Below are 24536 nucleotides of genomic sequence, written 5' to 3'. Positions count from 1 at the left end.
CCGCCGGGCGGCAGGTCTTCCGGGTGGTCGGCGGATCAGCAGCGGCGGCCGTCGGGCAGCCGCTTGCCGTAGCCGAAGGACCGGTCGAGGGCGACGTGCGCGAGCCAGGCCAGCCCGCCGACGACCAGCGGCTGCCCGAAGGTGGTGACACCCAGCGTGATGACCGCCGCGGGCAGCGCCGGGTGGTGCAGCAGGTTGTAGAGCCGGGCCGCCTTGGGGCTCAACTGGCCCATCTCCGGCCCGGCGTTGGCCAGGTCGTAGAAGAGCGCGGTGTCGGGGGCGAGCAGGGCCACCCAGTACGTCCAGGTGGTCAGCCCGCCCAGGGCGGCGCCCAGGGCGAGGGCGCCCAGCCCGAGGCCGGCGCTCAGCACCCGGCCGACCGGGTGCCGCCAGGTCCAGGAGTCCCAGGGCAGCCGGTCGGGGGCCGGCGCCGGCGGGAATGCCTCGTCCAGCAGCCGGTCGACCGGGTCGGGGCGGGGCGCCGTGCGCGTGGCGGAGTACTCGGGCATGCGCGTGTTCCTTCCGTACGGGAGGGGCTCAGACCCCGGCCTTGGTGGGCGTCGGCCGGTCGGCGGGGCGGCCGGATGCGGTGAGCGGCTCCTGCAGCTGGAAGTAGGCGCCGGCCAGGATCTTCTGCTTGAGCGCGGGGCTGCGGTCGACGAGCCGGTAGAGGGCGCGGCGGCCGGCCACGGCCATCGTGCCGGAGAGGGCGAACATCCGCTCCTGGCGCAGCTGGAGGCCGCGCGAGCGGGCTATCGAGCCTTCCCGGCGCTGCTGGAAGTCCCGCAGCACGGGCATCAGCGCGGCGTGGTCGGCCGGGCCGTCGCCGAGCACCGGGGCGATCATCGGGGCGAGGGTGACGGCGTCGATGATGGCGTGGTTGACGCCCTGGCCGAGGATCGGCGACAGGGTGTGCGCGGAGTCGCCGATCAGCAGCAGGCCCGGCATCGACCACTCGGGGACGAGGGTGGTGAAGATGTCCAGCATCGAGGTGTCGGACCAGCCGCGGATCTCGGCCCGGACGGCGTCGGAGAGTTCGGGCGCCAGCTCGTCCAGCCGGCGGTGCAGGGCGCCGATGCCCTCGGCGCGCAGCGCCTTGAGCCCGCCCTTGGGAATGTTGAAGCCCACCCGGACGTCGTCGGGGTGGGTGGGGATGAACAGGCCGTGGTGCTCGCCCTTGATCCGGACCCGGTAGGTGGTGTCGTCCCACTCCGCGGGGAACGGCAGCTTGAGCCAGACCACGTCCCGGTCGAGCGGGATCTTGGTGTAGCTGAGGCCGGACATCTCGCGGACCTTGCTGAACCGGCCGTCGGCCGCGACGGTGAGCGCCGCGTGGATGTCGACCGGCCCGTCCGGGCCCGAGCAGCGCACCCCGGTCACGGTGTCGCCGTCGCGCAGCAGCTCGACGGCGGTGGCGCGGCGCAGCAGGGTGAAGCCCTCGTGCCGGGCGCCCTCCTCGGCCAGCACGGTGAGCAGCGCCGGCTGCGGCAGCTCGACCGGGTACGGGTGGGGGTAGGGGAAGGTGGAGAAGTCGGCGGTCAGTACCGTGCGGCCGCCGTCGGTGATCTCCATGTTGCGCATCTCCAGGAAGGAGCCGCGCAGTTGGTCGAGCAGTCCGAGCTGGTCCAGCAGCCAGACGGAGTCCGGCGAGACCGACTCGCCGCGGAACGAGCGGTTGAAGTGGCCGCTCTGCTCGACCACCACCACCCGGGTGCCGCGGCGGGCGAGTTCCAGACCCAGTGTCAGGCCGGCCGGGCCACCGCCGACCACGCACACCTGAGCGGACAATTCCTCAGCCATCATCTCCCCTTGCGCCCGAAGCCGGCCACGGGCCGCCTGCCGATGCGGGTGGCCCGTCGTACCGCACCAGCGTGGGCGTTGCCGCTTAAGTCCGGCTTGCGGCCGGGCGGCCCGCGCGCGGGCACGCGTGCGGGGCCCGCGCACGCGTCCGGTCGCGTGCTCGGGCCCGCCGGTCCGGTGGGATCACCAGGTGTCCCAGGGGTCCTCCTCGTCCTGCGGGTCGTCCCCGCCCAGCACCTCGGTGAGCATGTCGACGAAGCCGCCGTCCAGCATGGAGCTGGCGGCGGTGTCGTCGGTGCCGCCGAAGCCGGCGTCGCCGACCGCGACGCTGACGATGTAGTCCTCGTCGACGACGTAGGTGCGGAACGACCATTCGGTGCCGGTGCCCGGCTCGCCGTCCGGCCGGTCCAGGCCGGTCGGGTCGGAGCCGGGCCGGAAGCCGAACTCGGTGAAGCGGAACTGCATGCCGAGCCCGCGGGCCTTGCTGTACGCCTCCTTGAGGGTCCAGACCCGGACCAGCGCGTCGTCGCGCTCGGCCGGGTCCAGGCCCTCCAGGAGGTCGAGTTCGTGCGGGGTGCAGACGTGCTTGCCGAGGCCGCTGGAGTACATCGGCCGGTCGGCGCGCTCGGCGTCCACGCCGATCACGCCGCGGGTGGTCAGGCCCACCAGCAGCAGGTCGTCGGTGTGGCTGAGGCTGATGTCGACGGCGTCGTAGCCGCGCAGGTACGGCCGCCCGGTGGCGCCGTAGCCCAGCTCGACGCTGTCCGGGGAGACGTCCAGCACCTGGCCGGCCGCGTACTTGAGCAGCACCCGGGAGGCCGCGAAGCGGCGGCGGACGTCGGGGTGGGTGAGGTCCAGGTAGCGGGCCCAGTCCCGGCCCAGCAGCGCGCGCAGGCGCGGACCGGCGGCACGGTCGGGCCGCCAGTCCGCGAGCCTGGCGTAGAGCACGGCGACGCCGTGGCGGGTCAGGTCAACGCGTACCTGCTGCCACCGGCCGTCCCGTTCGGAGATCCTGATCAGCTCCCCGTAGGTCGGACCCCGCACTGCCTTCCCCGTCATCGAAACCCTCCAAGGTCTTTTTGAGCTCTCCGAGCAGGTCGGCGGCGGTCCCGCCGTCGATCACCCGGTGGTCGAACGTCAGGCTGAGCCGCATCACCGGCGCCACGGCGACCGCGCCGTCGCGGACCACCGCGCGGTCGGTGATCCGGCCGAGGCAGAGCGTCACCGCGGTGCCGCCGGTGGAGTAGAAGCCGTCCACCGGCCGGTGGCCGAGCGAGCTGACCGACACCGTGCCGAAGATCCCCGGCCGGCGGGCCGGGCTGCGCAGCACGGCGCCGAACAGCAGCCGGCCGAGCGGGACGGGCAGCCGGCCGAGCAGCCGCGGGCCGCGGAACTCCGGCAGGTCCGAGAGGTCGCCGTCGCGGTAGCGGTCGATCTGCCGCTGGATGTCGTCCATCGCGGCGTCCTGGAGGCCGGGCAGCAGGGCGGAGAGCACGGTGCGCTCGCCGTCCACCGTGCGGTCCAGGGCCAGTTTGGCGGTGACGCCGTCGAAGCGGGCGGTGCGCGGGGCCCGCCACCGGCTCGGCCAGCTCGGCAGGGTGACGGCGTTGGCCTCGGGGTGGCGGGCCAGCGCCCGGCCGGCGCTGTGCAGCAGGTAGCTGACCACCGAGTAGCGCACGCCCCGCTCGCGGGCCGCGGCGCGGTGGGCCAGCACCCGGGTCATGTCGATCTCGGTGTCCAGGTGGACCGGGCGCAGCGCCTCGGCGTACTCCAGGAAGTACAGGGTGTGCCGGCGGCGGCGCTCGACCAGGACGGTGGCGCCGGGCAGGTCGGGTGCCTTGGTCATGATTGCGCCGCCAGCCGGTGGATCGCGCTCAGGCTGCGGGCCTCCAGCAGGCTGCCGAGCGCCACCCGCTGCCCGGTGTGCCGCTCCAGCGCGCTGACCAGTCGGAGCAGTTGCAGCGAGTCCCAGCCGGGGACGCGGTCCAGGTCGTGGTCGAGCTCGCTGTCGGTGAGCGGCAGTCCGAGCTCGTCGCGGACCAGGACGGTGAAGTCTTCCAGGGTCAGCACGGCGGTCATGAGGGGCCCTTCCGGTATCTGATCGGTGAGGTGGCGCTGCTGCGCGGCGGCGCGGGCAGGACGGGGCGAGGGCGGGTCAGAAGGCCTCGACGGCGAAGCCGGCCTTGATCCACTTGCTGGACTCGACCGCGACGGCGAGTGCGCGCTGGCCCGGTTCGATCCGCTCGGCGAGCCGCTCCAGCTGCAGGAACGGCAGCGCGTTCCCGTTGTTGCCGGTCTCGGCGACGCAGGAGATCTCCTCGGCGCCGGGGACGTCCAGCTGTGCGGTGATCTTGGCGGTCATCCGGCCGGAGAGCTGCGGCGGCAGCAGGAAGTCCAGGTCCTCGGCCGACCAGCCGAGGTCGCCGAGCAGCTCCCAGAGGATCTCCACGGCCATCACCGGGACGCCCTCCTCGATCGCCTTGTAGTCCTCCACCAGGGCCTGCCGGTCGCTGTCCCGGTCGGCCATGCCGAACCACTCGATCACCTGGCCCGGCTCCCGGCCGAGGCCGGTCAGCTGGTTCAGCACCCGGACCAGCGCCAGCCGGCGCCCGGCCGGCTCGGCGCTGATCACGGCGGCGCCCGCGCCGTCCCCGAAGAGGACGAAGTTGACCAGCTCGCTGGGGGCCTTGCCGCTGAAGTCCAGGCTGGGGTCGAGGTGCTTGCTGCTGACGTCCCCGCCGATCACCAGGCCGGTGCGGTGGCGGCCGGCCAGCACGAGGGTGCGGCCCAGGTCGAGGGCCTGGACGGCGCCCGCGCAGCCGGACTGCAGCTGGTAGGTGGGCAGGTGGTTGAGGCCGAGCTGGTCGGCGACGTGGTTGACGGTGGCCGGCATCAGGGTGTCGGGGGTGGCCGTGCCCATCACGATGAACTCGATCTCGGACCGGTCCACCCCCGCGTCCGCCAGCGCCTGCTCCGCCGCCTGGGCGCACAGGTCGGCCAGCGACCACTGGATCTCGCCGGTGCCGACGTCGCGGGCGAAGTGCCTGGTCCGGGTGCCGATGAAGACCTCGATCCACTCCTCGCTGACGCCGAGCATCTTGGCCAGCGTCGCGTTGTCCACGGGCGGGCCGGGCAGGAAGGTGCCGACTCCCGTGAGGTACGCCTCGGTCGATGCCATCTCTACTCCTTGGGTGCGCTCGTCGGACGCGGTTCTCGGGCGGTGCGGCTCGGGCGGTACGAGTGCTGCGGGCGGTGCAGTGCGGTGCAGTGCGGGCGGTGCGGGCGGTGCGGGCGGTGCGGGCGGTACGGGTGGGGTGCACCGGCCGGGCGGCCGGCGGGGCCGGGGGTGGGACCGGCCCCCGGCCGGCTCAGGCGGAGGTCATCCGCCGCTGCTCCTCGGCCACGGCGGCCGGGCCGCACGCGCCGCCGGCCAGCTCCCGCAGGTGGCCGACCAGCTCGCCGACGGTCGACAGCCGGGGCAGCAACTCCTGCACGGACAGTTCGCCGACGGCCGGCAGCTGGGCCTCGATCCGGCTCTTCAGCTCCATCACCATCACGGAGTCGAAGCCCAGGTCCTGGTAGAGCCGGGAGCGCACCGAGATCTCCTCGGGCGGGTACCCGCCCACCCCGGCGACCGCGCCCAGCACCGCGTGCGCGAGCGCGTCCGGCGTCTTCGCCGAGCGGTCGATGTCGACCACGCGGGCGCTGCCCTCCGGCGCGGGCGCCGGGTCGGCCGTCGCGGCCGCCGCGACCGCGGAGACCGCGGGGCGGGCCGGTGCGGCCTGCCCGGGAGCGGCCACCGGGTTGCGGCTCCAGTAGCGGTGCGCGGTGGAGAAGGCGTACGGGGAGAGCCGCTGCGGAGCCGGCTCCCGGCCCTCGTACAGCGCCTCCCAGACCGGGTCGACGCCGCCGCGGAACAGCTCGGCGACCGCCGCGTCCAGCTCGGGGCCGCCGCTCTCCTCGGTCGGCGTCAGGTGCACCGAGCGGACCCCGGCCGGCGGACGCAGCCGCCGTACCAGCGAGGTCAGCACCGGCCGCGGGCCGATCTCCACCAGGTGGGTCGGGCCGCTCGCGATCAGCCGTTCGGCGGCCTCGGCGAACCGCACCGGGGCGCTCACGTGCCGCACCCAGTAGTCGGCGTCCAGCGTGGCCGGCTCGCCGCCGGTCACCGTGGAGAGCAGCGGGACGCCGGCCCGGCCCGTCGCGGCCTGCCGCGCCACCTCGGCGAAGCGGTCCAGCATCGGCGCCATCAGCGGCGAGTGGAAGGCGTGCGAGACCTGCAGCCGGCGCACCGCCGTGCCGCGGCCCGCCAGTGTGTCGGCGATCCGCCCGAGCGCCGCCAGGTCACCGGAGAGCACGGTGGCCCGGGGGCCGTTCAGGGCCGCCACGCCGACCAGCGGCTCGGCCGCCAGCAGTTCCGCCAGCTCCTGCGGGGTGGCCCGGGCGGACAGCATGCCGCCGCCGGCCGGGAGCTCCTGCATCAGCGCGCCGCGGGCGGTGATCAGCCGGGCGGCGTCGGCCAGGCTGAGCACGCCCGCGACCACGGCCGCGGCGAACTCCCCGACGCTGTGGCCGAGCAGGACGTCCGGCCGGACCCCGAGCACGTCCAGGGCGCGGGCCTGCGCGTAGCCGACCGCGAACAGGGCCGGCTGGGCGAAGGCGGTGCGGTGGATCCGCGGGTCACCGCCGAGGACCAGGTCCCGGATCGACTCGCCGAGGTGCGGCGCCAGGGCCTCGTCCGCCTCGTCCAGGAACCGGCGGTACAGCGGCCAGTCCCGGTACAGGCCGGCCGTCATGCCCTCGAACTGGGCGCCCTGGCCGGTGAACAGGAAGGCGATCCGCGGACGGGCCACCGGCTCCTCGGCCAGCCCGGCGAGCAGCTCGCCGTCGGCCACCGCGGAGCGCAGGCCCTCCTCCAGCTCCCGCACGTCCCGGGCGGGCAGCGCGAACCGGTACCGGTGGCCGGTCTTCACCTGGTTGCTGGCCCGGCACAGGCCCGCCGCCGGGCCGCGCCCGCGCGGCAGCGCGCCGGCCTGCGCGAGCAGGTTGCGGCGCAGCGCCTCCGGGGAGGGCGCGGTCAGCGTGAAGACGCCGCCGCCGTGCGCCGCGCCCCGGCCGCGCCCGGCGGCCGTCCGGGCGCCCGAGCCGGGAGCGGACTCCAGCACGGTGTGCACATTGGTGCCGCCCATGCCGAAGCTGCTCAGCCCGGCCACGGTGGCCCCGGCGGGCAGCCGCAGCGGGGCCTTGAGCAGCCGCAGGCCGTTCCTGGCCAGCTGCAGCTTGGGGTTCTCCTTGGCGGCGAACCGGCTGGCCGGCACCACCCGGTGGTGCAGCGACAGCGCGACCTTGATCAGGCCGGCGATGCCCGCCGCGCCCTCGGCGTGGCCCAGGTTGCCCTTGACCGAGCCGATCGCCAGCGGCTGCCCGGTCCGGCCCGCGTGCAGGTGCCCGAGCGCCTTGACCTCGATCATGTCGCCGAGCGCCGTGCCGGTGCCGTGCGCCTCCATGAAGGAGACCTCGGCCGGCTCCACGCCGGCCCGGCGGTAGGCGGCGGCCAGCACCTCCTGCTGGGACCAGCGGTTGGGCGCGGTGATGCCGTTGCTGCGCCCGTCCTGGTTGACGGCGCTGCCGCGGATCACCGCGTACACCTGCTGGCCGTCGGCTATCGCGTCCTCCAGCCGGCGCAGCACCACCACGCCGACGCCCTCGGCCCGGCCGATGCCGTCGGCGTCCGCGCTGAACGGCTTGCAGCGGCCGTCCGGCGCGGAGAGCCCGGCCTGGGTGTAGAAGATGCTCAGCCCCGGCGTGACGGCCACGTTGACGCCGCCCGCCAACGCGTAGTCGCACTCCTCGGCGAGCAGCGCGTTGCAGGCCAGGTGGACGGCGACCAGCGAGGACGAGCAGGCGGTGTCGACCGCCAGGCTGGGGCCCTTGAGGTCGAGGTGGTAGGACACCCGGTTGGCGGTCATGCAGTAGCCGTTGCCGGAGCCGACCTGGGCGGTGACGTTCGGGTAGTCGGTCATGTGCACCTGGGCCCACTCGTTGCCCATGATGCCGACGAACACGCCGGTGTTGCTGCCGGCCAGCTGCTTGGGGGAGATCCCGGCGTCCTCCAGGGCCCGCCAGGAGGTCTGCAGCAGCAGCCGCTGCTGCGGGTCCAGGGCGGCGGCCTCGCGCGGCGAGACGGTGAAGAACTCGTTGTCGAAGGCGTCCACGTCGTCGATGAAGCCGCCCTGGGTGGTGTTGCTGCGTCCCTCACCGCCCGCCCGGTCGTAGAAGTCGGAGGCTCTCCAGCGCAGTTCCGGCACCTGCCGGACTCCGTCGGCCGACCTGGTGAGCAGGTCCCAGTACGCGCCCGGGTCGGGCGCGCCGGGGAACCGGCAGTCCAGGCCGACGATGGCGATCGGCTTCATCGACGGCCGACCTCCCCGGCCAGATCCTCCAGCAGGTGCGCGGCGAGGGCCTCGACGGTCGGGTAGTCCCACGCGACGGTGGGCTCCAGCACCAGGTCGAAGTCCTCCTCGACGTCACCGCAGAGGCTGAGCGCGGCGACCGAGTCCAGGCCGTACTCGGCGAGCGGCACCGTCGGGTCGATCTCGCCCGGCGAGCGGCGCAGGTACACGGCGATCCGGTCGACGAGCCAGACGGTGAGGCTCTCGGAGGTGTGCACGGCCGACTCGGCCGGGAGGTCGTGGATCTCGGTGGTCATGGCTGACTCCTCGTGAACAGTGGTCGGGACGGTTCGGGGCCGGGGCGCCTCGGCGGGCCGCCGGCCCGCGAGGGGCTGGGCCCTCAGCCCGCGAGCGGGCTGTCGTACAGGTCGTAGCTGCGCCGGTCGTGGAAGCGCCGGAGCACCTCCTCGCGCACCCGCTCCTCGCAGCCGTCCGGCAGGTCCGGCTGGCGCATGCCGAGCCGCCGGCCGAGCCGGTGCAGGGCGGCGGCGGCCCAGGACGGGTCCGCCAGGAAGGAGTCCTCGCCGCCGCGGGCCTGCCGCCAGACCCCGATCACGGAGGCGGCGGCGAGCAGCACGGCGTAGCGGTCGGCGAGCGCGAAGCTGGCCGGGCTGGCGAGCGCGGTGCGGTCCTGCGGGGAGAGCGACAGGGCGTCCTCCTGCAGCTGGCGCAGCTCGTCCATGAAGCGCAGGGCGGCGCCGTGCACCGAGAGCTCCACCGGGGTGCCGCTCGGGAGCTGGTCCACGGCGGCGACCAGCGAGGCGCTCAGGCCGTCCCGGCCGCTGGCCAGGGTGAGCCGGCCGAAGGGCAGCTCGGGCAGGTCGTCGCCGGGGCGGAACAGGGTGTCCGGGGCGGGGTCGCCGCTGAACCAGGCCCGCCGGGCCAGCCGGGGCAGCTGCGGGATGATGGTCGCCTGGCAGGCGGCCGACCCGGCGTGGCCGAGGCTCAGCACCGGGAGGTCCCGGACGTGCTTCTGGAAGACGCCGAACTCGCCCTCGCGGACGTAGAACCGGGCGCCCAGCACGATCGACAGGTCGTGCATCGCGTCGTTGAGCATCCGCGGCACCAGGTACTTCACCGCGGAGGCGTAGACGCTGGTCTCCTCGGGCAGCAGGTGCACGGCGCGGGTCGCGGTCAGCGAGAGGCTGTCGGAGATCAGCAGGTCCAGGAAGGCCGCCGACAGGGTCTCCCGGGCGTGCGGGATGTCCATCACCGAGCGCTTGTAGAGCTGCCGGCCGAGCGCGAAGCGCACCACCGTGCGCAGGGCGGTGTCGGCCGCCCCCATCGCCATCCCGGGGACCGCGCTGCGGGTCATCTGGAAGGACCGCAGGGCGAGTTCGACGCCCTGGCCGAGTTCGCCGACCAGCGCGGAGCCGGGCACCGGGCAGTCGGTGAACGAGAGCCCGGCCAGGTGGCAGCCGCGCACGCCGACGCTGCTGTAGCGGGGCAGCACCTCCACCCGGGCCTGGTCGAGGAGTTCGCGCTCGACCATCAGGACGGAGTGGCTGCGGCTGCCGGGCGCGTCGGAGGTGCGGCTGAAGAGGGTGAGCACGTCCGCCCGTCCGGCGTTGTTGATCACCTGCTTGCTGCCGTTCAGCCGGAACCCGCCGGCGCCGTCCGGGGTGGCCGCGAACTCGTTGCGGACGAAGTCGTTGCCGTGCGCCAGCTCGTGGTACGCCACCGCGGCCTTGCGGTTGGCGAGCAGCACCTCGGCGAGCCGGCGCTGCTGCCCGGCGTCGCCGGTGGTCCAGACGTTGACGGCGGCCATGAAGGTGGTGGCGCCGTAGCCGAGCCCGAGGGTGACGTCCCGGCGGAAGACCTGGCGCATCACCCGGACCAGCGTGTCCAGCCGGTCCAGCCGGCCGCCGAGCGCGCGCGGCACGAAGTCCGCGTTGAGGTTGAGCCCGTCCAGCACGGCCTCGCCGGCCGCCGAGATCTCGCCCGCCTCGTCGGCGGCCAGCAACTGGTGCTGGCCCATCGGGTTGGCCGGGTCGTACGGGTCCCCGAACCGGGCCTCCAGCTCGGCGACCCGGGCCCGGGCCTCCTGCTCCTGGCCGGTGGCCGCCGTGGCCGGCCGGGCCGGGTCGACGGTCTCGCTCAGCATGACGCCCCCTCAGTGGTGGTACCGGCGGTGGTGCGGGCCCCGGCCAGGGCGAGCGGGAGCAGCGAGAAGAGTTCGCCGCCCGCTCTCGACTCCCGGAGCAGGACGAGGAGTTCCTCGTAGCCCTCGGGGTCGTCCGGGGTGGTCTCGCCGAGCCGGCGCAGCACCCGGTCCAGCGCGGGCCGCAGCCAGCGGCCGTCCTGCCAGAGCCGGCCGGTGCGGCCGGCCGCGCCCTGCTCGCGGTTGTGCGCCCACAGGCCGAGGCAGGCCGCGCCGGCGAAGCAGAGCGCGTACCGCTTCGCCGTCTCGAAGGCCTCCACCGGGACGTCGCCGACGGCGTTCTGGTGCAGCTCCATGGCGTCGTGCACCTCGGCGGTGCGGGCCAGCAGCCGCTCGGCCGTGGCCAGCGCGGCCTTCAGCGCGGGCTCGGTGGCGGCGGCCGCGCGCAGCGCCGCCACGGTGCCGGGCAGCGAGGCGATCACCGAGCTGCCGTGCCGGGCGACCAGCGAGAGGCGCCCCGGGTCCAGCTCGGGCTGCGGGGCGGCCAGCCGGAAGGCGGCCTCGGCGCCGGCCGGGTCGCCGAGCCCGCGGCGGTACGCCCGGACCAGCGAACGGAACTGGCTGATCAGCGAGTTCAGGTTGACCAGGGTGTTGCCGTCGAACAGGCCGACGATCCGGTGGTCGCGGTCGATCTTCTGGAACATGCCGCCCGCGTACACGTCCTTGAGGAAGGCCCGGGCGCCGAGCAGCTTGGTCAGCTCGGCGATCACGCCCTCGGTGCCGGTCGGCACCAGGTACTTGGTGACCGCCGCGGTGATGCTCAGCTCGCCGGTCAGGGTGTGCACCGAGCGGGAGGCGACCAGCGCGAGCGCCTCGCCGACCAGGACGTCGGCGGCGGCGTCCGCCAGGGTGCGGCGGGCCTTGGGCAGGTCGATCAGCCGGCGGCCGTACAGCTCGCGCTGCTCGGCGAAGTCCAGCGCCAGGGTGAGCGCGTGGTCGGCGGCGCCGAGCGAGAGCGCGGCGCACATCGTCCGGGTCAGCTGGAGCGCCTTGAGGACGGTCTCCACGCCGCCGCCCACGGTGCCGACCACGGCCGAGGCGGGCACCGGGGCGCGGTCGAAGGCGATGCCGCTGATGTCGGCGCCCCGGATGCCGTGGGTGGGGATCTTGTCCAGGCAGCGGTAGTGCTCCGGGCCGAGGGTCCGCTTGTCGACCAGCAGCACGCTGAACCCGCGCGGGCCGCCGGCCTCGGCGGTCCGGGTGAGCAGGGACAGCACGCTGCCCCGGGTGGCGTTGTTGATCAGCCACTTCTCGCCCGAGACCAGGTAGCCGCCGGCGCCGTCCGGCTCGGCCACCAGCTCGCCGGCCAGCAGGTCGCTCCCGTGCGCGCGTTCGGTCAGGCCGAGCGAGACGGGGACGCAGGCCTCGATGTCCGCCGCGAGCGCGGCGGCCTGGCCGGCCGAGCCGGAGGTCCAGACGCAGACGCCCCCGAGGTACGTCTTGCCGTGCCCGATCGCCACCGTGAGGTCGCGCCGGGCGACCGTGCGGATCAGCTGGAGCAGTTGCTCGTAGCTCTCCAGCCGGCCGCCGTGCGCGACGGGGACGTAGTAGTCCTGGATGCCCCAGGCCTCCAGCTGCTCGCACAGCTCGGCCGGGAACTGCTCCCGCTCGTCCAGCTCCACGCAGCGGGCCGCGGAGAACAGGGTGGCGGGGTCGGCCGGGTCGCCGAGGTGGGCCTCCAGGCGCTCGGCGAGCCGGTAGGGGGCGTGGTCCATGTCAGGCCACCGGTTCCAGCACGGGCTCGGCGGAGGCCCGGAGCAGCGCGGCGACCTCGGTGTCCAGCGAGGAGTGCAGCGCGGTGATGGCGCCGTCCAGGAACAGCTTGCGCATCAGGGTCCGCTGGATCTTGCCGGAGGTGGTCTTGCGGATGGTGCCGGGGCGCACCAGCAGCACGTTGCCCGCCGGGACGTTGAACTCCTTGCCGACCAGCTGCCGGATGCCGGCCAGCAGGGTCGGCAGGTCGGTGCTCACGGCGGTGGCGCGCACCTCCTGGACGACCACCAGGTGCTCGCGGTCGGTGTCCACCGCGAAGACCGAGCCGGCGCCGGCGCCCAGCGCCGGGTCCATCGCCTGGACGGCGCGCTCCACGTCGTGCGGGTAGAGGTTGCGGCCGTTGATGATGACCATTTCCTTGAGCCGGCCGGTGACGTAGAGCTGGCCCTCGTCGAGCACGCCCAGGTCGCCGGTGCGCAGCCAGCCGGCGGCGTCCGGGCCCTCGGTGCCCGCGATGCCGGCGTCGAAGATCTCCTTGTTGGTCTCCGGGCGGGCCCAGTAGCCGGGGGCCACGCTGTCGCCCTTGATCCAGATCTCGCCGACGTGGCCGTCCGGCTGCTGGGCGAGCGACTGCGGCTCGACGATCCGGACGTCGAAGTCCTCGATGATCCCGCTGCTGACCAGGGTGCGGGCCGGGGCGTCCGGGCCGGCGGCGAGCAGCTCGCCGCGCTCCAGCGCCACCGCGTCGGCGGTCCGTTCGACCGGGGCCTGGCCGAGCGGGGTCCCGGAGACCAGCAGGGTGGTCTCCGCCATGCCGTAGCAGGGGAAGAAGGACTCGGCGCGGAACCCGGCCGGGGCGAAGCGCTCGGCGAAGGCGCGCAGGGTCTCGGCCCGGATCGGCTCGGCGCCGTTGCAGGCGGCCACCCAGCTGGAGAGGTCCAGGGTGGCGAGCTGCTCGTCGGTGACCCGGCGCAGGCAGAGGTCGTAGGCGAAGTTGGGGCCGCCGCCGACGGTGACCTTGTACTGGTCGATCATCTGCAGCCAGCGGAACGGCCGCTTCAGGAAGGACACCGGGGACATCAGCACCGCCGAGCCGCCCAGCCAGAGCGGCTGCAGGATGTGCCCGATCAGGCCCATGTCGTGGTAGAAGGGCAGCCAACCGCCGAACCGGGACTCGGAGTCGGAGCCGACCGAGCGCTGGATGGCGGCCTCGTTGGCGAGCAGGTTGCGGTGCGAGACCATCACGCCCTTGGGGGCGCTGGTCGAGCCGGAGGTGTACTGCAGGAAGGCCAGGTGGTCGGGGCCGAAGCTCGGCCTGGTCCACGCCTCGGGGTCGCCGTAGGCCGGCTCGCCGTGCTCGTCCACGCCGTCGACGGCGAGGCAGGAGATGTGGTCGAGCCCCTCGGCGGCCAGCCAGGCCGAGATCTGCGGCTCGTTGGCGGCGTCGGTGAGCACCGCGCGCACCTCGGCGTCGTGCAGGATGCCGGCCACCCGCTGGAAGTGGTGGCCCTGGTCGCCGGGCAGCGGCGCGGGAACGGCCACCGCGCCGGCGTACAGGCAGCCGACGAACGCCTTGACGAACGCCATGCTGGACGGGAACAGCAGCAGCACCTGCTTGCCGAAGGTGCCCTTGCTCTGCAGCCAGGACGCCACCCGCTTGGCCTCGGTGTCGAGGTCGGCGTAGGTCAGGTGGTCGGCCTCGGAGCCGGTCGCGCCGTCCCGCAGGAAGATGAACGCGTCCTTGGCCCCCAGGGCGCCGGTGCGCGCGAGAACCAGTTCCGTGAAGGTCTCGAACCTCGTCAACGTCTTTCCCTCGCCTCGATCGTGGACCTGGACCCGAGGGGCCGGTCGATGGGATGAGGCCATCGTGACCGGGGGCGCTTTAGCGGCTCTTGCGCGCCGCCGGTGCGCCCCCGGGCGGGGCCGCCCGGGGTGCCCGGGGGCGACGGGGCGAGGCCGGGCGAGGCCGGACGGAGTCAGACCAGGCGGTCGAGGAACTCCAACTGCCGCCACAGTTCCGCCTCCTGGGCGGTCGGCGGCAGGTCGGGGACGAGCCGTTCGGGGTGCCCGGTGGGCAGCTCCGGCGGGCGTTCGCCCTCGATGATGAGCTCCAGGGCGCGGGCCGGCGGCACCAGCCCGGCCATGCTGCCCGTCGCCACCAGGCCCGCCCAGATCTGATGCATCAACAGGTGGAGCAATCTGGGTACCCGCCACCACAGCCGATCGGCCATCTCGTCCTCCCGCTTGATCCGTGGGTGTTCCGTACGCGCGTTCCGCCGGGCACTGCTCGTCGGGTGCTGCTGGGTGCTGCTGGGTGCTGCTGGGTGCTGCTGGGTGCTGCTGGGGCTGCCGGGTGTTGCCGGGTGTTGCCCGGCGCTGCCGGGCGCTTTTCGGGTGGCGCGGCCCCGGACCTCCGCCCGTCCGTCCGCCCGTCCTGGCTGTCGGCCTCCGGGCGCCGTTCCATGAGCGCCCGGCCGGGGGAACGGGGACGGAGGCCGGCCAGGCCGGGGAGCCCGCGGATCGGCCCGGGGAACGAGGCAGGGCGTCCCGCCGGGCCGTGGTGGCCCGGCGGGACGCCGCCCCGGGAGGTCCCGGTCCGCGTACTGCTCGGTTGTCCGGGCCCGGTCGTCGCCGACCGGGCCGGTGGTGCCGCGCCGCGGGTCAGGCGGTGGTGACCAGCTTCGGTGCCGCCGCCCGGGCGCCGCCCGGGGCCGGCTCCTCCTCGTCCCCGGCGCCGCCCTCGTCCACGCCGAACCGCTCGTGCAGCCGCTTCAGCGGGCCCGGGGCCCACCAGGCGGCCTTGCCGAGCATGGCCATCACGGCCGGGACGAGCAGGGTGCGCACCACGGCCGCGTCGATCAGCACCGCGAAGGCGGCGCCCAGGCCGAGCTCCTTGATGAAGGCCAGCCGGGACAGGCCGAGCGCGCCGATCGCGACGAAGAACAGCAGGGCGGCCGAGGTGACGATGCCGCCGGTGCGGGAGATGCCGACCGCGACGGCCGAGCGCTCGTCCAGGCCGGTGCCGCGGGCCTCCTTGATCCGGCCCAGCAGGAAGACGTTGTAGTCGGTGGAGAGCCCGAAGGCGAGCGCGAACAGCACCACCGGCGAGGTCTCCTCCAGCGCGCCGGTGGCGGTGAAGTCCAGCAGGCCGGAGAGGTGGCCCTGCTGGAAGACCCAGACCAGCATGCCGAACGCGGCGGCGACCGACAGCGCGTTCATCAGCAGGCCCTGGAAGGCCAGCCAGACGGAGCCGGTGAACAGGAAGAGCAGCAGGACGGTCAGTCCGGCCAGCACCAGGCCGGCCGGCAGCAGGTGGTCGCCGATGCTGGCGCGCTGGGCCAGGAAGTCGGCGCTGGCGCCGGTGAACCGGGCCTGGAACGGCGCCGCCGTCCGCTGCACCTGCTGGACCGTGTCCAGGGCCGCGGCCTGCAGCGGCTCGCCCGCCACCGAGGCGTCGATCTGCCAGTGGCCGGCGTCCAGTTGGACGGGGGCGCCGACGCGCTGGACGCCGGGTACCTGGCCGACCCGGGTGCCGTACTCGCCGAGCGCGGCGCCGGCGTCGGCCGGGGCGTCCAGCACGATCCGCACCGAGGCGGGCTGCTGGGCGTACTTGGTGCCGAGCTCCTCGGCGACCTGCCCGGCGGAGACCGAGCGCGGCAGCACCGACTGGTCGACGCCGGTGAACTTGATGCCGGTCACCGGGGCCGCGATGCCGAGCAGGACGACCACGCCGGCCACCGCGTACAGCATCGGCCGGCGCATCACGCCGTACGCCAGGCGCTCCCAGCGGCGGACCACCCGGGCCGCGCCCTCGGCGCGGCCGCGGCGGAAGGACAGCGCGTCGATCTTCGGGCCGAGCACCGCGAGCACGGCGGGCAGCACGACCAGCGCGAAGAAGGCGGCCGACAGCACGGTGAGGATGCCCGAGCTGCCGAGCGAACGCAGGTACGGCAACGGGAAGATGAGCAGCGCGGAGAGCGCCACTGCGACGGTGAAGGCGCTGAACGCGACGGTGCGCCCGGCGGTCAGCACCGTGCGGCGAACGGCCCGGGCGGTGCCCTCGGCCCCGGCCTCGACGCCGGCCGCGTACTCCTCGCGGAAGCGCGAGACCATCAGCAGGCTGAAGTCGATGCAGAGCCCGAGCCCGAGCGCGAAGATCAGGTTCATCGCGCTGGTGGAGACGTTGGTGAACAGCGTGAGCACCCGGGTGCCGAGCATCGCCAGCATCATCGCGAAGACGCCGCCGAGCAGCGGGATCAGGCCGGCGATCAGGCCGCGGAAGACGATCACCAGCAGGACCAGCAGGATCGGCAGCGAGAGCGTCTCGGCCATCCCCAGGTCCTTCTCGGACACCTCGCCGACCTGGACGTGGCCGACGGTCGCGCCGCCGAGCAGCGTGCGGTCCTTCAGCAGCGGGTCGGCGGCGACGTCGTGCTCCAGCGCCTTCACCGCGTCGACGTCGGAGGGCGAGCTGAGGGTGCCCAGGTCGGCCAGCACGACGGTGCTGCGGCCGTCCTCGGCGATCAGCGCGGGCAGGTGGGCGCCGGAGTAGTCCAGCACCCGCTTGACCTCGGACCTGGCCTTGAGCAGGTTGACCGCGGCGGTGACCTCCGGCGGGACGGGCGCGTCGGCGGTCAGCGGCGCGTCGGTCCGGACCAGCAGGACGTAGCCCTGCTGCGGGTCGATCCCGGTGGCCTGCTGGATCACCTTGCGGGCGGTGACGTTGCCGCCTCCGGGGTCGTCGTAGTCGGAGGCCCCGTTGGTCAGGTGCTGCTGGAGCGAGGAACCGATGGCTCCAGCGACGACCAGCAGCACCAGTGATGCCAGCAGGACCAGCCGCCGCCTCTGGTGGAGGAGGGATGCGAGTGCTTTGAACATGGCCTCAGCGCTTTCGTCGGTGGGTCTGGTGGTCCGGCGGTGGTGCGGCAGGCCGGCCGCGACGCTGCGGTGCGGGCTGCCGGGCTCCGGGGAGGTGACCGGGTCCGGGTGCCGGGTCCCGGGGGGTGGCGCCCGGCGGCGGGCTGGTGGTGCGGGGCGTGGGAAGGGTGGGGCTTCCCGGGGCAGTTGATGTTCGGTGCATGACAGTCGGGGGGAGCCGCGGCCCGCAACGGCAGCCGGCCGGCCGGCCCGGGGGTGGCGGGGCCGGCCGACGGTGGCCGGCCGGGCTCCGGGGAGCGGCGGCGCGGCGGGGACGTACGGGCCCGGGTGCGCGGCGAGGGGGAGCGCCGCACACCCGGGCCGGTCTCAGGCGGCCAGCAGCGTGTAGATGCCGCGCAGGCTGCGCTCGGAGAGCAGCTTGCCGACCGACACCCGCTTGCCGGTCTCCTTCTCCACCGCGGCGATCAGGCGCAGCAGGTGCAGGGAGTCCCAGGAGACGACCTTGTCGAAGTCGTTCTCAAGGTCGGTCTCGGCCAGCGGGAGGGCGAGCTCGTCGCGGACGATCTGGATGAAGGCGGTCTCGGTGATCATGCCTGGGGCCTCTTTCGGGTGTCGGGGTTCGCGTCGCGGTGGGGCGCCGGCCGCGGGGCCCGCCCGGGAGGTCCGGGCCCCGCGGGGCGGCTCAGAAGTCGGTGTCGAGCCGGAGGTGGGACGGGACGGCGGGCAGCTCGGCCAGCGGGTGCGAGAAGGAGAGCTCCTCCTCGTCGCCGCCGCTCGGCTCGAAGCCCAGCGAGGGCCAGAAGTCCCGGACCCGGTGGTTCTTCTTGGTCGGGCGGTACGCGGCCGTCACCGGCCCCAGGCCCTGGGCGACGGCGTACGCCAGCACCGAGGTCACCGCCGCCTGCTCGATGCCGCGGGAGAACACCCGGCAGCTCAGCAGCAGGTTGTCGATGTGCAGGCCCTGCGGGGTGCGGTGGGCGAACAGGGCGCCGACCACCCCGTTGTCGCCGAACCGGTCGCCGGAGCGGACGGAGAGCACCAGGTGGTCCGGGTCCTCGATCCGCTCCCGGACCTCGGCCGGCTGCAGCCGCTCGGTGGTCAGGTTGAACTGGTTCGTCCGCAGGGTCAGTTGGGCGACCCGGGCGAGGTCGGCCTCGCCCACGGCGGCCACCTTCACCTGGACGCCCAGCTGCTCCAGGTACTCCTCCAGCGACCCGCTGCTGTCCAGCAGGTCCTGCCGGTCGGACTCGACCCGGTAGAGCGCGGCCCGGGCGCGGTCCTCCGCGGTCAGCTCGCGGACGTCGAACCAGCCGTCGGCGAGCAGCCGCTCGACGTGCAGGGCCGGCTCCTCGTCGAGGCGGACCACCGCGACCTCGGGCAGGCCGGCCGCCACCAGGCCCGTCTCGAAGGGCGAGTCGTCGGCGAACACGAAGCTGTCCACCCCGAGGTTGAGCTTCGCCGCGATGTCCCGCAGGTTGCCGTCCTTGGGGTTCCAGTTGGCGTTCACCCGGACGAAGTCGGTGTCGCGGAGCACCATGTCCGGGTGGGTGCGCAGGACTTCGAGCACCGGCTCCTGGTCGTTCTTGCTGCTCACGGCGAGCAGCACGCCCTGCGAGCCGATCTGCTTCGCGATCTTCTGGAAGTTCCCGAAGGCCTCGCCGCGGAAGGTGGTCGCGGCGGCGATGCCGTCCGCGCCGTCGTCGCCGAGGACGCCGTCCCAGAGGGTGTTGTCGAGGTCCAGCACCAGGACCTTCTTGGCCCGCCCACGCAGGGTGCGGGCCAGGTGGCCGATCTCCCGGGCGTAGCGGCCCAGCAGCTCGTCACCCAGGTTGGCCTTGGCGTAGGACGCCATCCGGGGCTCGTTGAGCGCCCCGCCGAGGGCCACCAGCGGGTCCAGGTCGATCACCACGACCCGCTCGTGGGCGGCCGCCAGCCGGAGCAGGCCGGCGTTGAACTCGCGCCAGGCGACGCCGAGCGCGGCCCGCGAGCGGAGGTCGACCAGCTGGTGGGTGTGCAGCCGGTGCAGCGGCAGGGTGTTCAGCACCAGGGTGCCGGTGCCGTGCCCGACGTACCGCTCGACCAGCTTGCCGAGCTGGGCGAGCTTGGTGGCGGCCGCCTTCTCCAGGTCCTCCACCCGCCAGACGACGGGCAGTTCGTCGAAGACCGCCTGCGCGTCCAGGACGACCAGCGCCAGGTCCAGCCCGGGGGCGTAGAGCTGGCTGCCGGTGTCCTGCAGCTCGCGCAGGTAGCCGTCGAAGTCGCCGAGGGTGAGCCGGAGCAGGATGCCGTGCCGGGCCAGTTCGGCGGTCAGCGGGGCGGCCAGCGCCCCGACGGTGGAGTGGCCGGCCACCGCCACCGACACGGTGAGCGTCCCGGGGTTGGCGGCGGCGACCTCGTCGGGGTCGAGCCGGGACAGCAGCTGCCCGGCCCGGACGAGGTCGGCCGCGCCCTTGTCGCCGTACGGGAGCTCGGCGAGCAGCGGCGCGACGGACGGGTACTCGGTGACGAGCCGGCCCTCGGACTGCAGGGCGCGCAGCCGGTCCAGCGGCGCGGCCGGCCCCGACGGGCCTGCCACGCCCTGGGGGCGCGGGGTGTTCACGACCGTGGACATCGTTCTTCTCTCCTCGGGGGGTCCGTTCACCGGTACGGCCGGGCGGGCGCGGGCGCGGGTGGGGTGCTGCGCGGTGCGCGGGGGCGCGGGGGTCAGGAGGCGGTGTTCCAGGAGGGGGTTTCGAGGATCTCGATGATGAAGGCGGTCCACATGAAGCCGGTGCCGACGCCGATGGTCAGGACCTTGTCGCCCGGGCTCAGCGGCCGGGTCTCCACCAGGTGGTTCAGGTTGACCAGGTGGTCGGCGGCGCCCATGTGGCCGTAGTCGCGGCCCCAGTCGTAGACGGTCTGCGAGACGTCCACGCCCAGCGGGTGGTAGAAGCCCCAGTCGACGATGGTCTGGCCGGTGTTGGCGTGGATCAGGTACTTGATCTTGCTGATGTCGGTGCCGGCGTCGTCGAAGACCTGGCCGACCACCGCGAACAGGCTCTTGGTCATCCGCTCGACGGTCTCCTCGTAGAGGTTCTCGCCGGTCTGCAGGTAGGCGCGCTTGCGGGCCCGCAGGGAGACGGTCTTGCCCTCCGCGAACGGGCCGGTCGTCCAGGCGCCGCCGCGGTAGATCGGCTCCAGGGTGGAGTCCGAGAAGGAGGCGCTGGCGACCACCTTGGCGAAGCCGGTCCGGCTGGACAGGATCAGCGCGCCGGCGCCGTCGCCGAAGACCTGCTGGTCGTCGGTGTTCCAGCGGTCGAAGTACGGCAGGTGGAAGGAGTCGCCGGCGCTGACCAGCGCGGCGGTGTCGGTCCGGGCCGCCACCCAGGAGGCCGCCAGCTCGAAGGCGGCCAGGCCGCTGTTGGAGCCCTGGCGGATCTCGGCGGTGGCGCCGTTGCCGCCGACCGAGTTGTTCTGGACGTAGGAGGCCGGGGTCCAGAACTCCTGGCCCTGGTGGCTGTTGTGGCCGTGGACGACCAGGCCGATCTCCTCGGTGGTGTGGCCCGAGCGCTCGAAGGCCTGCCGGGCGGCGGCCGAGGCCATCTGCACCGGGCTCTCGTCCTCCAGGCGGGCGACGTGCACGCCGCGGATGCCGTTGGCGAGGTGCTCGTCCAGGGTGTAGCGGCCGGCCTCGATCGCCTGCTCGGCGGTCTCGACGGCCTCGGGCAGGTAGGCCCCCAGGCCCGCCAGGTACAGATTGTCCCAGCGCATCTTCAACTCCCCTGATGAGAAACGATTTTGACTTCCCTGCCGAGGTTTCCAGCCGGCGCTAAAGGCCTTCTTGTGCTGGCTTCCGGGCGCGTCCCGGCCCCGGGCCGGCCACCGGGCGGCCGGCCCGCGCCCGCCGTCGCCGACCTCACCAGGTCACCGGCAGCGCGCTGACGCCGTGCACCAGCAGCCCGGCGGCCCGGGGGATCTCGGCCGGCGGCACGGTCAGCCGCAGCCCCGGGAACCGCCGCAGCAGCGAACCCAGCGCGATCTGCAGCTCGGCCCGGGCCAGCGAGCCGCCCAGGCAGTAGTGGGCGCCGTGCCCGAAGGTCAGGTGCGGGTTGGCCGGGCGCTCCGGGTCGAGCTGCTCCGGGCTCGGGAACGGGCAGCCGTCCCGGTTGGCCGAGCCGATGCCCGGCAGCACCGCACTGCCGGCCGGGATCCGGGTGCCGTCCAGCTCGACGTCCTCCAGGGCGATCCGCAGCAGCCCCTCGTCGCCCGGCGGGTAGAGCCGCAGCAGCTCCTCGACCGTCCGGTTCAGCACCTCGGGCCCCTGTGCGGCCCAGTCCTTCCCGCGCGGGTGGGTGAGCAGCGCCAGCAGGCCGTTGGCGATCTGCTTGGCGGTCGTCTCGTGGCCGTTGACCAGCAGGCTCACGCCGAGGAAGAGCAGCTCCTCCTCCGACAGCCGGCCGTCCTCGGCGTCGCCGACGGCGACCAGCGCCGACAGCAGGTCGTCGCCCGGCCGCTCCCGCTTGGCCGCCACCAGCTCCACCAGGTAGCCGCGCAGCCCGGCCTGGGCGGCCAGCATCTCCGCGGCCGAACCGGCGCCGGTGGACAGCCAGCCGCTGGAGAACGCGGCGAAGCGGTCCTGGTCGGAGCTGGGGACGCCGAGCAGGTCGCAGATCACCAGGACGGGCAGCCGCAGGGTGAACTCCGGCACCAGGTCCACCGGCGGGTTGCGGGTGTCCAGCCGGTCCAGCAGCGCGTCGGTGTGCTGCTGGATCAGCGGGCGCAGCGCCTCCACCCGGCGGGCGGTGAACTCCCGGGAGATGATCCGGCGGACCCTGGTGTGCTCGGGCGGGTCCATGTTGAGCAGGCTGGGGAAGGTCTGCGGCGCGGGCCCCACCCGGGGCGCGCCCGGCCTGGTGGTCGCGGCCCGGCTGAACCGCGGGTCCGAGAGCACCGTCCTCGCGGCCTCGTAGGAGGCGGCCAGGTACGCCCGGTCGCCGCTCGGCAGCCGGACCGGCGCGACCGGGCACCCGGCGCGCATCCGGGCGTACTCGGGGGCGGGCTCCAGCGGCCCGGGCCGGTGGAAGGGCAGCGCGGGCGGCTCCTCGGGCTCCGGTCCGGGCGCGGTGACGGTGTCCACGGGCAGCATGTCGGTCACGAGGAGACGCCTTCCAGCAGTCGCGGCGGCCGGGCCCCGGACGCCGTGCCCGCCGCTCCGTGGCGGCGCAGCAGCTGCGCCACCCGGGCGAGGAACTCGGTGTCGCAGTCCCGGATGAAGAAGTGGCCACCGGCGAAGGTGTCCATCTCGAACGGGCCGGTGGTGTGCTGCTCCCAGAGCCGGATCGCCTCCGGTGCCACCAGCCGGTCCTCGGAGCCCGCGAAGACGTACAGCGGCACCGGCAGCGGGGCGATCGCCCGGCTCAGCGGGCCGGCGCAGAGCAGCAGGTCGTCGCGGGCGACCGGCAGCAGCGCGGAGAGCCACTCGGGGTGCTCCAGCAGCCGCTGCGGGATGCCGCCGAGCGCGGCCAGCACCGCGGCCAGCTCCTCGTCGGAGGCGTTCCGGTCGGCGATCCGCGGGGCCGGCAGGTGCCGGGCCCGGTAGCCGCTGAGCAGCAGCGCCTCCGGCAGCTCCTGCCCCCGGGCGTGCCGGCGCTCGGCGAGCGAGAAGGCGATCAGCGCGCCCATGCTGTGGCCGAAGAAGACGTGCGGATGGTCCAGTTCGGGGCCGAGTTGCTCGTCCAGCTCGGTCACCAGGGCGTCCAGGTCGGTGAACCGCGGCTCGGCGAGCCGGTCCTCCCGGCCGGGCAGCCGCACCGGGACGACCTGCACCTCGGGCCCGAGCCTGCGCTGCCAGCCGACGTAGGAGGATGCGCCGCCGCCCGCGAAGGGGAAGCAGAACATCCGCAGGGCGCCCGTGGGCAGGTCGATGTGCCGGTCCGACAGATAGCGCGTCATTGGTGCTCCCCCTCTAACCCGGGGCCGGGGCCCCTGTGCTGTGGTTGCTTCCTGTCGCTGTCGTTCGTCTGTGCGTGCGGGGCCGCCGGCCCGGTCGCGGGCCGGCGGCCCGGTGGTCCGGGCGGCGGTGGTTCAGGCGGCGGCGGGCGGTGCCGGCAGCCGGGTGCCGGCCGCCGGGGCCGCGGCGGGTGCGGCGGCGGACGCTGCGGCGGGGGCCGCGGCCGGCGCCGGGGTTGGCCGTGCGCCGCTCACCCGGGCGTGCGGGCGGCGGGTGCGCAGCATCTGGCGCCACTCCTCCGCGCTGAAGTGCGCCGGCTCGGTGGAGGCGATGAAGTCGTGCAGCACCGACACGAACCGCTGCGGGTCGGTGCGGAACGGGAAGTGCCCCGCGTTCTCGAAGAGTTCGAGCCGGCTGCCGGGCATCGACACGTGCGCCATCCCGCCGTGGATGGCCGGCACCACCTGGTCCCGCTCGCCCCAGACGAGCATGCTCGGCATGCCCTGGGCGAGGTAGCAGCGGTCCATCAGCGTCCCGACCTGGCCGCGCCAGTCGACCACCGCCCGCAGGGTGCGGATGAAGGCACTGCGGGCCCGGGCGTCGGGCAGCGCGTCCACCACCCGCAGCAGGTCGGGGGCGTCCAGGCCGAGCCCGGTGTCCAGGGTCTGCATGACCTTCACGAAGGCCCCGAGCTGCCAGCGCATGGTGGGCAGCCGCAGCGCCGCGAGCGCGAGTTCGGCACCCGGCAGGGAGGCGGCCCGGAGCACCGGGGTGACCTGCCGGCCGACCCCGCCGCTGCTCACCAGCACCAGCCGCTCGGTCCGCTCGGGGAACTGGTACGCGAACTGCATCGCGACCCCGCCGCCCAGCGAGTGGCCGACCAGGGTGACCCGCTCGACGCCGAGCACCGACAGCAGGTCGCGCATCCCGTTGGCGTAGCCGCCGACCGAGTAGTCCGCGCGCGGCTTGTCCGAGGCGCCGTGGCCGAGCAGGTCGGGCACGATCACCCGGTGGCGCTGCGCGAGGCCCGGGACGATGTCGTTCCAGGTCTCGGAGGAGTCGCCGATGCCGTGGATCAGCAGGACGGCCGGCCCCTTGCCCGCCATCCGGAACGCCCGCCGGTAGCCGTGGATGGTGCGGTAGCGCAGCCGGGCGGCCTGGCCCGTCCCCGGCCCCGTCCGGGTGGCCGTCGTCGTGCCGGCCGTGATCCTGGTTGCCACGTCGCCTCCGTTCCTGGCCCCCGGTCGGAGCCTCCTGCGGCCGGCCGGGTCGGCTGGGTTGCCGGGCGCCGCCGGCCCAGGGTGTTGCCGCAGGCTTGCGGCCCCCTAAAGCAACGGGGGCTCCGGCGCCGGGCTTTAGTGCGCGCTCAGTGCCGCACAAGTGGCCGACAGGGGTGCGGCTGTTTGCTCCGTGCCCAGGCCGGAGGAAGCACGCGACCGGGACGTGACGACCGGAAGTGCCGAGCGGAGAGCGGGTCTTCGAGCATGACTACAGAGGCGGTACGGGCCGTTGCGCCCGCCAAGCCGGTGAAGCAGCTGGACCGGGTGGTCATCCGTTTCGCGGGTGACTCGGGTGACGGGATGCAGCTGACGGGTGACCGGTT

General features: G+C 74.3%; 19 protein-coding genes. All 19 read right to left on the bottom strand.

Going from position 1 to position 24536, the window contains the following annotated elements; all coding sequences use genetic code 11:
* Positions 1-35: 35 nt before the first annotated feature.
* The 19 genes from IE329_RS02120 to IE329_RS02030 all read right to left on the bottom strand — a co-directional run bounded on the left by IE329_RS02120 (position 36) and on the right by IE329_RS02030 (position 24153).
* The gene (locus tag IE329_RS02120; protein WP_079197913.1) at positions 36-509 is read right to left on the bottom strand and encodes a DUF4260 family protein; all 474 of its coding nucleotides are present in this window, start codon (positions 507-509) and stop codon (positions 36-38) included.
* A gap of 28 nt (positions 510-537) precedes the next feature.
* The gene (locus IE329_RS02115; protein ID WP_229927107.1) at positions 538-1788 is read right to left on the bottom strand and encodes an FAD-dependent oxidoreductase; all 1251 of its coding nucleotides are present in this window, start codon (positions 1786-1788) and stop codon (positions 538-540) included.
* A 195-nt stretch (positions 1789-1983) separates the two neighbouring features.
* The gene (locus tag IE329_RS02110; RefSeq protein WP_190209040.1) at positions 1984-2859 is read right to left on the bottom strand and encodes a 4'-phosphopantetheinyl transferase family protein; all 876 of its coding nucleotides are present in this window, start codon (positions 2857-2859) and stop codon (positions 1984-1986) included.
* The gene (locus tag IE329_RS02105; protein ID WP_190209039.1) at positions 2771-3646 is read right to left on the bottom strand and encodes a 2-oxo acid dehydrogenase subunit E2; all 876 of its coding nucleotides are present in this window, start codon (positions 3644-3646) and stop codon (positions 2771-2773) included. Before IE329_RS02105 ends, IE329_RS02110 begins: the two co-directional genes overlap by 89 nt.
* Complete coding sequence (locus IE329_RS02100; protein ID WP_229912177.1) at positions 3643-3879, bottom strand: acyl carrier protein; 237 nt, start codon at positions 3877-3879, stop codon at positions 3643-3645. Before IE329_RS02100 ends, IE329_RS02105 begins: the two co-directional genes overlap by 4 nt.
* Positions 3880-3955: 76 nt before the next feature.
* Positions 3956-4978 carry a 3-oxoacyl-ACP synthase III family protein gene (locus IE329_RS02095; RefSeq protein WP_190209038.1) on the bottom strand — a complete coding sequence of 341 codons (1023 nt, stop codon included), beginning with the start codon at positions 4976-4978 and terminating at the stop codon, positions 3956-3958.
* A 190-nt stretch (positions 4979-5168) separates the two neighbouring features.
* Complete coding sequence (locus tag IE329_RS02090; protein WP_190209037.1) at positions 5169-8213, bottom strand: type I polyketide synthase; 3045 nt, start codon at positions 8211-8213, stop codon at positions 5169-5171.
* A complete protein-coding gene (locus IE329_RS02085; protein ID WP_073925013.1) occupies positions 8210-8509 on the bottom strand; it encodes an acyl carrier protein in 300 nt (99 codons plus the stop codon). The genes IE329_RS02090 and IE329_RS02085 overlap by 4 nt, the downstream gene beginning before the upstream one ends.
* Before the next feature lie 83 nt (positions 8510-8592).
* Complete coding sequence (locus IE329_RS02080) at positions 8593-10356, bottom strand: acyl-CoA dehydrogenase (protein ID WP_190209036.1); 1764 nt, start codon at positions 10354-10356, stop codon at positions 8593-8595.
* Complete coding sequence (locus IE329_RS02075) at positions 10350-12128, bottom strand: acyl-CoA dehydrogenase (protein WP_190209035.1); 1779 nt, start codon at positions 12126-12128, stop codon at positions 10350-10352. Before IE329_RS02075 ends, IE329_RS02080 begins: the two co-directional genes overlap by 7 nt.
* A 1-nt stretch (position 12129) precedes the next feature.
* Complete coding sequence (locus IE329_RS02070) at positions 12130-13929, bottom strand: fatty acyl-AMP ligase (RefSeq protein WP_190209034.1); 1800 nt, start codon at positions 13927-13929, stop codon at positions 12130-12132.
* A 173-nt stretch (positions 13930-14102) separates the two neighbouring features.
* Positions 14103-14309, bottom strand: a complete 207-nt coding sequence (locus IE329_RS02065; RefSeq protein WP_190209033.1) for a DUF6059 family protein — start codon at positions 14307-14309, stop codon at positions 14103-14105.
* A gap of 478 nt (positions 14310-14787) precedes the next feature.
* Complete coding sequence (locus IE329_RS02060; RefSeq protein WP_190209032.1) at positions 14788-17004, bottom strand: MMPL family transporter; 2217 nt, start codon at positions 17002-17004, stop codon at positions 14788-14790.
* A gap of 366 nt (positions 17005-17370) precedes the next feature.
* Positions 17371-17595 carry an acyl carrier protein gene (locus IE329_RS02055; protein ID WP_190209031.1) on the bottom strand — a complete coding sequence of 75 codons (225 nt, stop codon included), beginning with the start codon at positions 17593-17595 and terminating at the stop codon, positions 17371-17373.
* A gap of 91 nt (positions 17596-17686) precedes the next feature.
* On the bottom strand, positions 17687-19615 hold the full coding sequence (locus tag IE329_RS02050) for an HAD-IIIC family phosphatase (RefSeq protein WP_190209030.1): 1929 nt from the start codon (positions 19613-19615) through the stop codon (positions 17687-17689).
* A gap of 92 nt (positions 19616-19707) precedes the next feature.
* Positions 19708-20754, bottom strand: coding sequence for a ketoacyl-ACP synthase III family protein (locus IE329_RS02045; RefSeq protein WP_190209029.1), 1047 nt, complete (start codon positions 20752-20754; stop codon positions 19708-19710).
* 145 nt (positions 20755-20899) lie between these two features.
* Complete coding sequence (locus tag IE329_RS02040) at positions 20900-22129, bottom strand: cytochrome P450 (protein ID WP_190209324.1); 1230 nt, start codon at positions 22127-22129, stop codon at positions 20900-20902.
* 5 nt (positions 22130-22134) lie between these two features.
* A complete protein-coding gene (locus tag IE329_RS02035; RefSeq protein WP_229927106.1) occupies positions 22135-22935 on the bottom strand; it encodes a thioesterase II family protein in 801 nt (266 codons plus the stop codon).
* A gap of 132 nt (positions 22936-23067) precedes the next feature.
* A complete protein-coding gene (locus IE329_RS02030) occupies positions 23068-24153 on the bottom strand; it encodes an alpha/beta fold hydrolase (protein ID WP_373311042.1) in 1086 nt (361 codons plus the stop codon).
* Between the last annotated feature and the right edge of the window lie 383 nt (positions 24154-24536).

Source organism: Kitasatospora indigofera (assembly GCF_014655955.1).
GTDB lineage: Bacteria > Actinomycetota > Actinomycetes > Streptomycetales > Streptomycetaceae > Kitasatospora > Kitasatospora indigofera.
The sequence above is the reverse complement of the archived record's forward strand: the minus strand, read 5'-3'. Positions and strand labels throughout refer to the sequence as shown.

Excerpts from the sequence above, each read along its gene's own strand:
- IE329_RS02090 (WP_190209037.1), bottom strand. The coding sequence starts at position 8,213 with ATGAAGCCGATCGCCATCGTCGGCCTGGACTGCCGGTTCCCCGGCGCG.
- IE329_RS02095 (WP_190209038.1), bottom strand. The coding sequence starts at position 4,978 with ATGGCATCGACCGAGGCGTACCTCACGGGAGTCGGCACCTTCCTGCCC.
- IE329_RS02065 (WP_190209033.1), bottom strand. The coding sequence starts at position 14,309 with ATGCATCAGATCTGGGCGGGCCTGGTGGCGACGGGCAGCATGGCCGGG.
- IE329_RS02055 (WP_190209031.1), bottom strand. The coding sequence starts at position 17,595 with ATGATCACCGAGACCGCCTTCATCCAGATCGTCCGCGACGAGCTCGCC.
- IE329_RS02100 (WP_229912177.1), bottom strand. The coding sequence starts at position 3,879 with ATGACCGCCGTGCTGACCCTGGAAGACTTCACCGTCCTGGTCCGCGAC.
- IE329_RS02035 (WP_229927106.1), bottom strand. The coding sequence starts at position 22,935 with ATGACGCGCTATCTGTCGGACCGGCACATCGACCTGCCCACGGGCGCC.
- IE329_RS02060 (WP_190209032.1), bottom strand. The coding sequence starts at position 17,004 with ATGTTCAAAGCACTCGCATCCCTCCTCCACCAGAGGCGGCGGCTGGTC.
- IE329_RS02120 (WP_079197913.1), bottom strand. The coding sequence starts at position 509 with ATGCCCGAGTACTCCGCCACGCGCACGGCGCCCCGCCCCGACCCGGTC.
- IE329_RS02085 (WP_073925013.1), bottom strand. The coding sequence starts at position 8,509 with ATGACCACCGAGATCCACGACCTCCCGGCCGAGTCGGCCGTGCACACC.
- IE329_RS02050 (WP_190209030.1), bottom strand. The coding sequence starts at position 19,615 with ATGTCCACGGTCGTGAACACCCCGCGCCCCCAGGGCGTGGCAGGCCCG.
- IE329_RS02080 (WP_190209036.1), bottom strand. The coding sequence starts at position 10,356 with ATGCTGAGCGAGACCGTCGACCCGGCCCGGCCGGCCACGGCGGCCACC.
- IE329_RS02045 (WP_190209029.1), bottom strand. The coding sequence starts at position 20,754 with ATGCGCTGGGACAATCTGTACCTGGCGGGCCTGGGGGCCTACCTGCCC.
- IE329_RS02040 (WP_190209324.1), bottom strand. The coding sequence starts at position 22,129 with ATGCTGCCCGTGGACACCGTCACCGCGCCCGGACCGGAGCCCGAGGAG.
- IE329_RS02075 (WP_190209035.1), bottom strand. The coding sequence starts at position 12,128 with ATGGACCACGCCCCCTACCGGCTCGCCGAGCGCCTGGAGGCCCACCTC.
- IE329_RS02110 (WP_190209040.1), bottom strand. The coding sequence starts at position 2,859 with ATGACGGGGAAGGCAGTGCGGGGTCCGACCTACGGGGAGCTGATCAGG.
- IE329_RS02105 (WP_190209039.1), bottom strand. The coding sequence starts at position 3,646 with ATGACCAAGGCACCCGACCTGCCCGGCGCCACCGTCCTGGTCGAGCGC.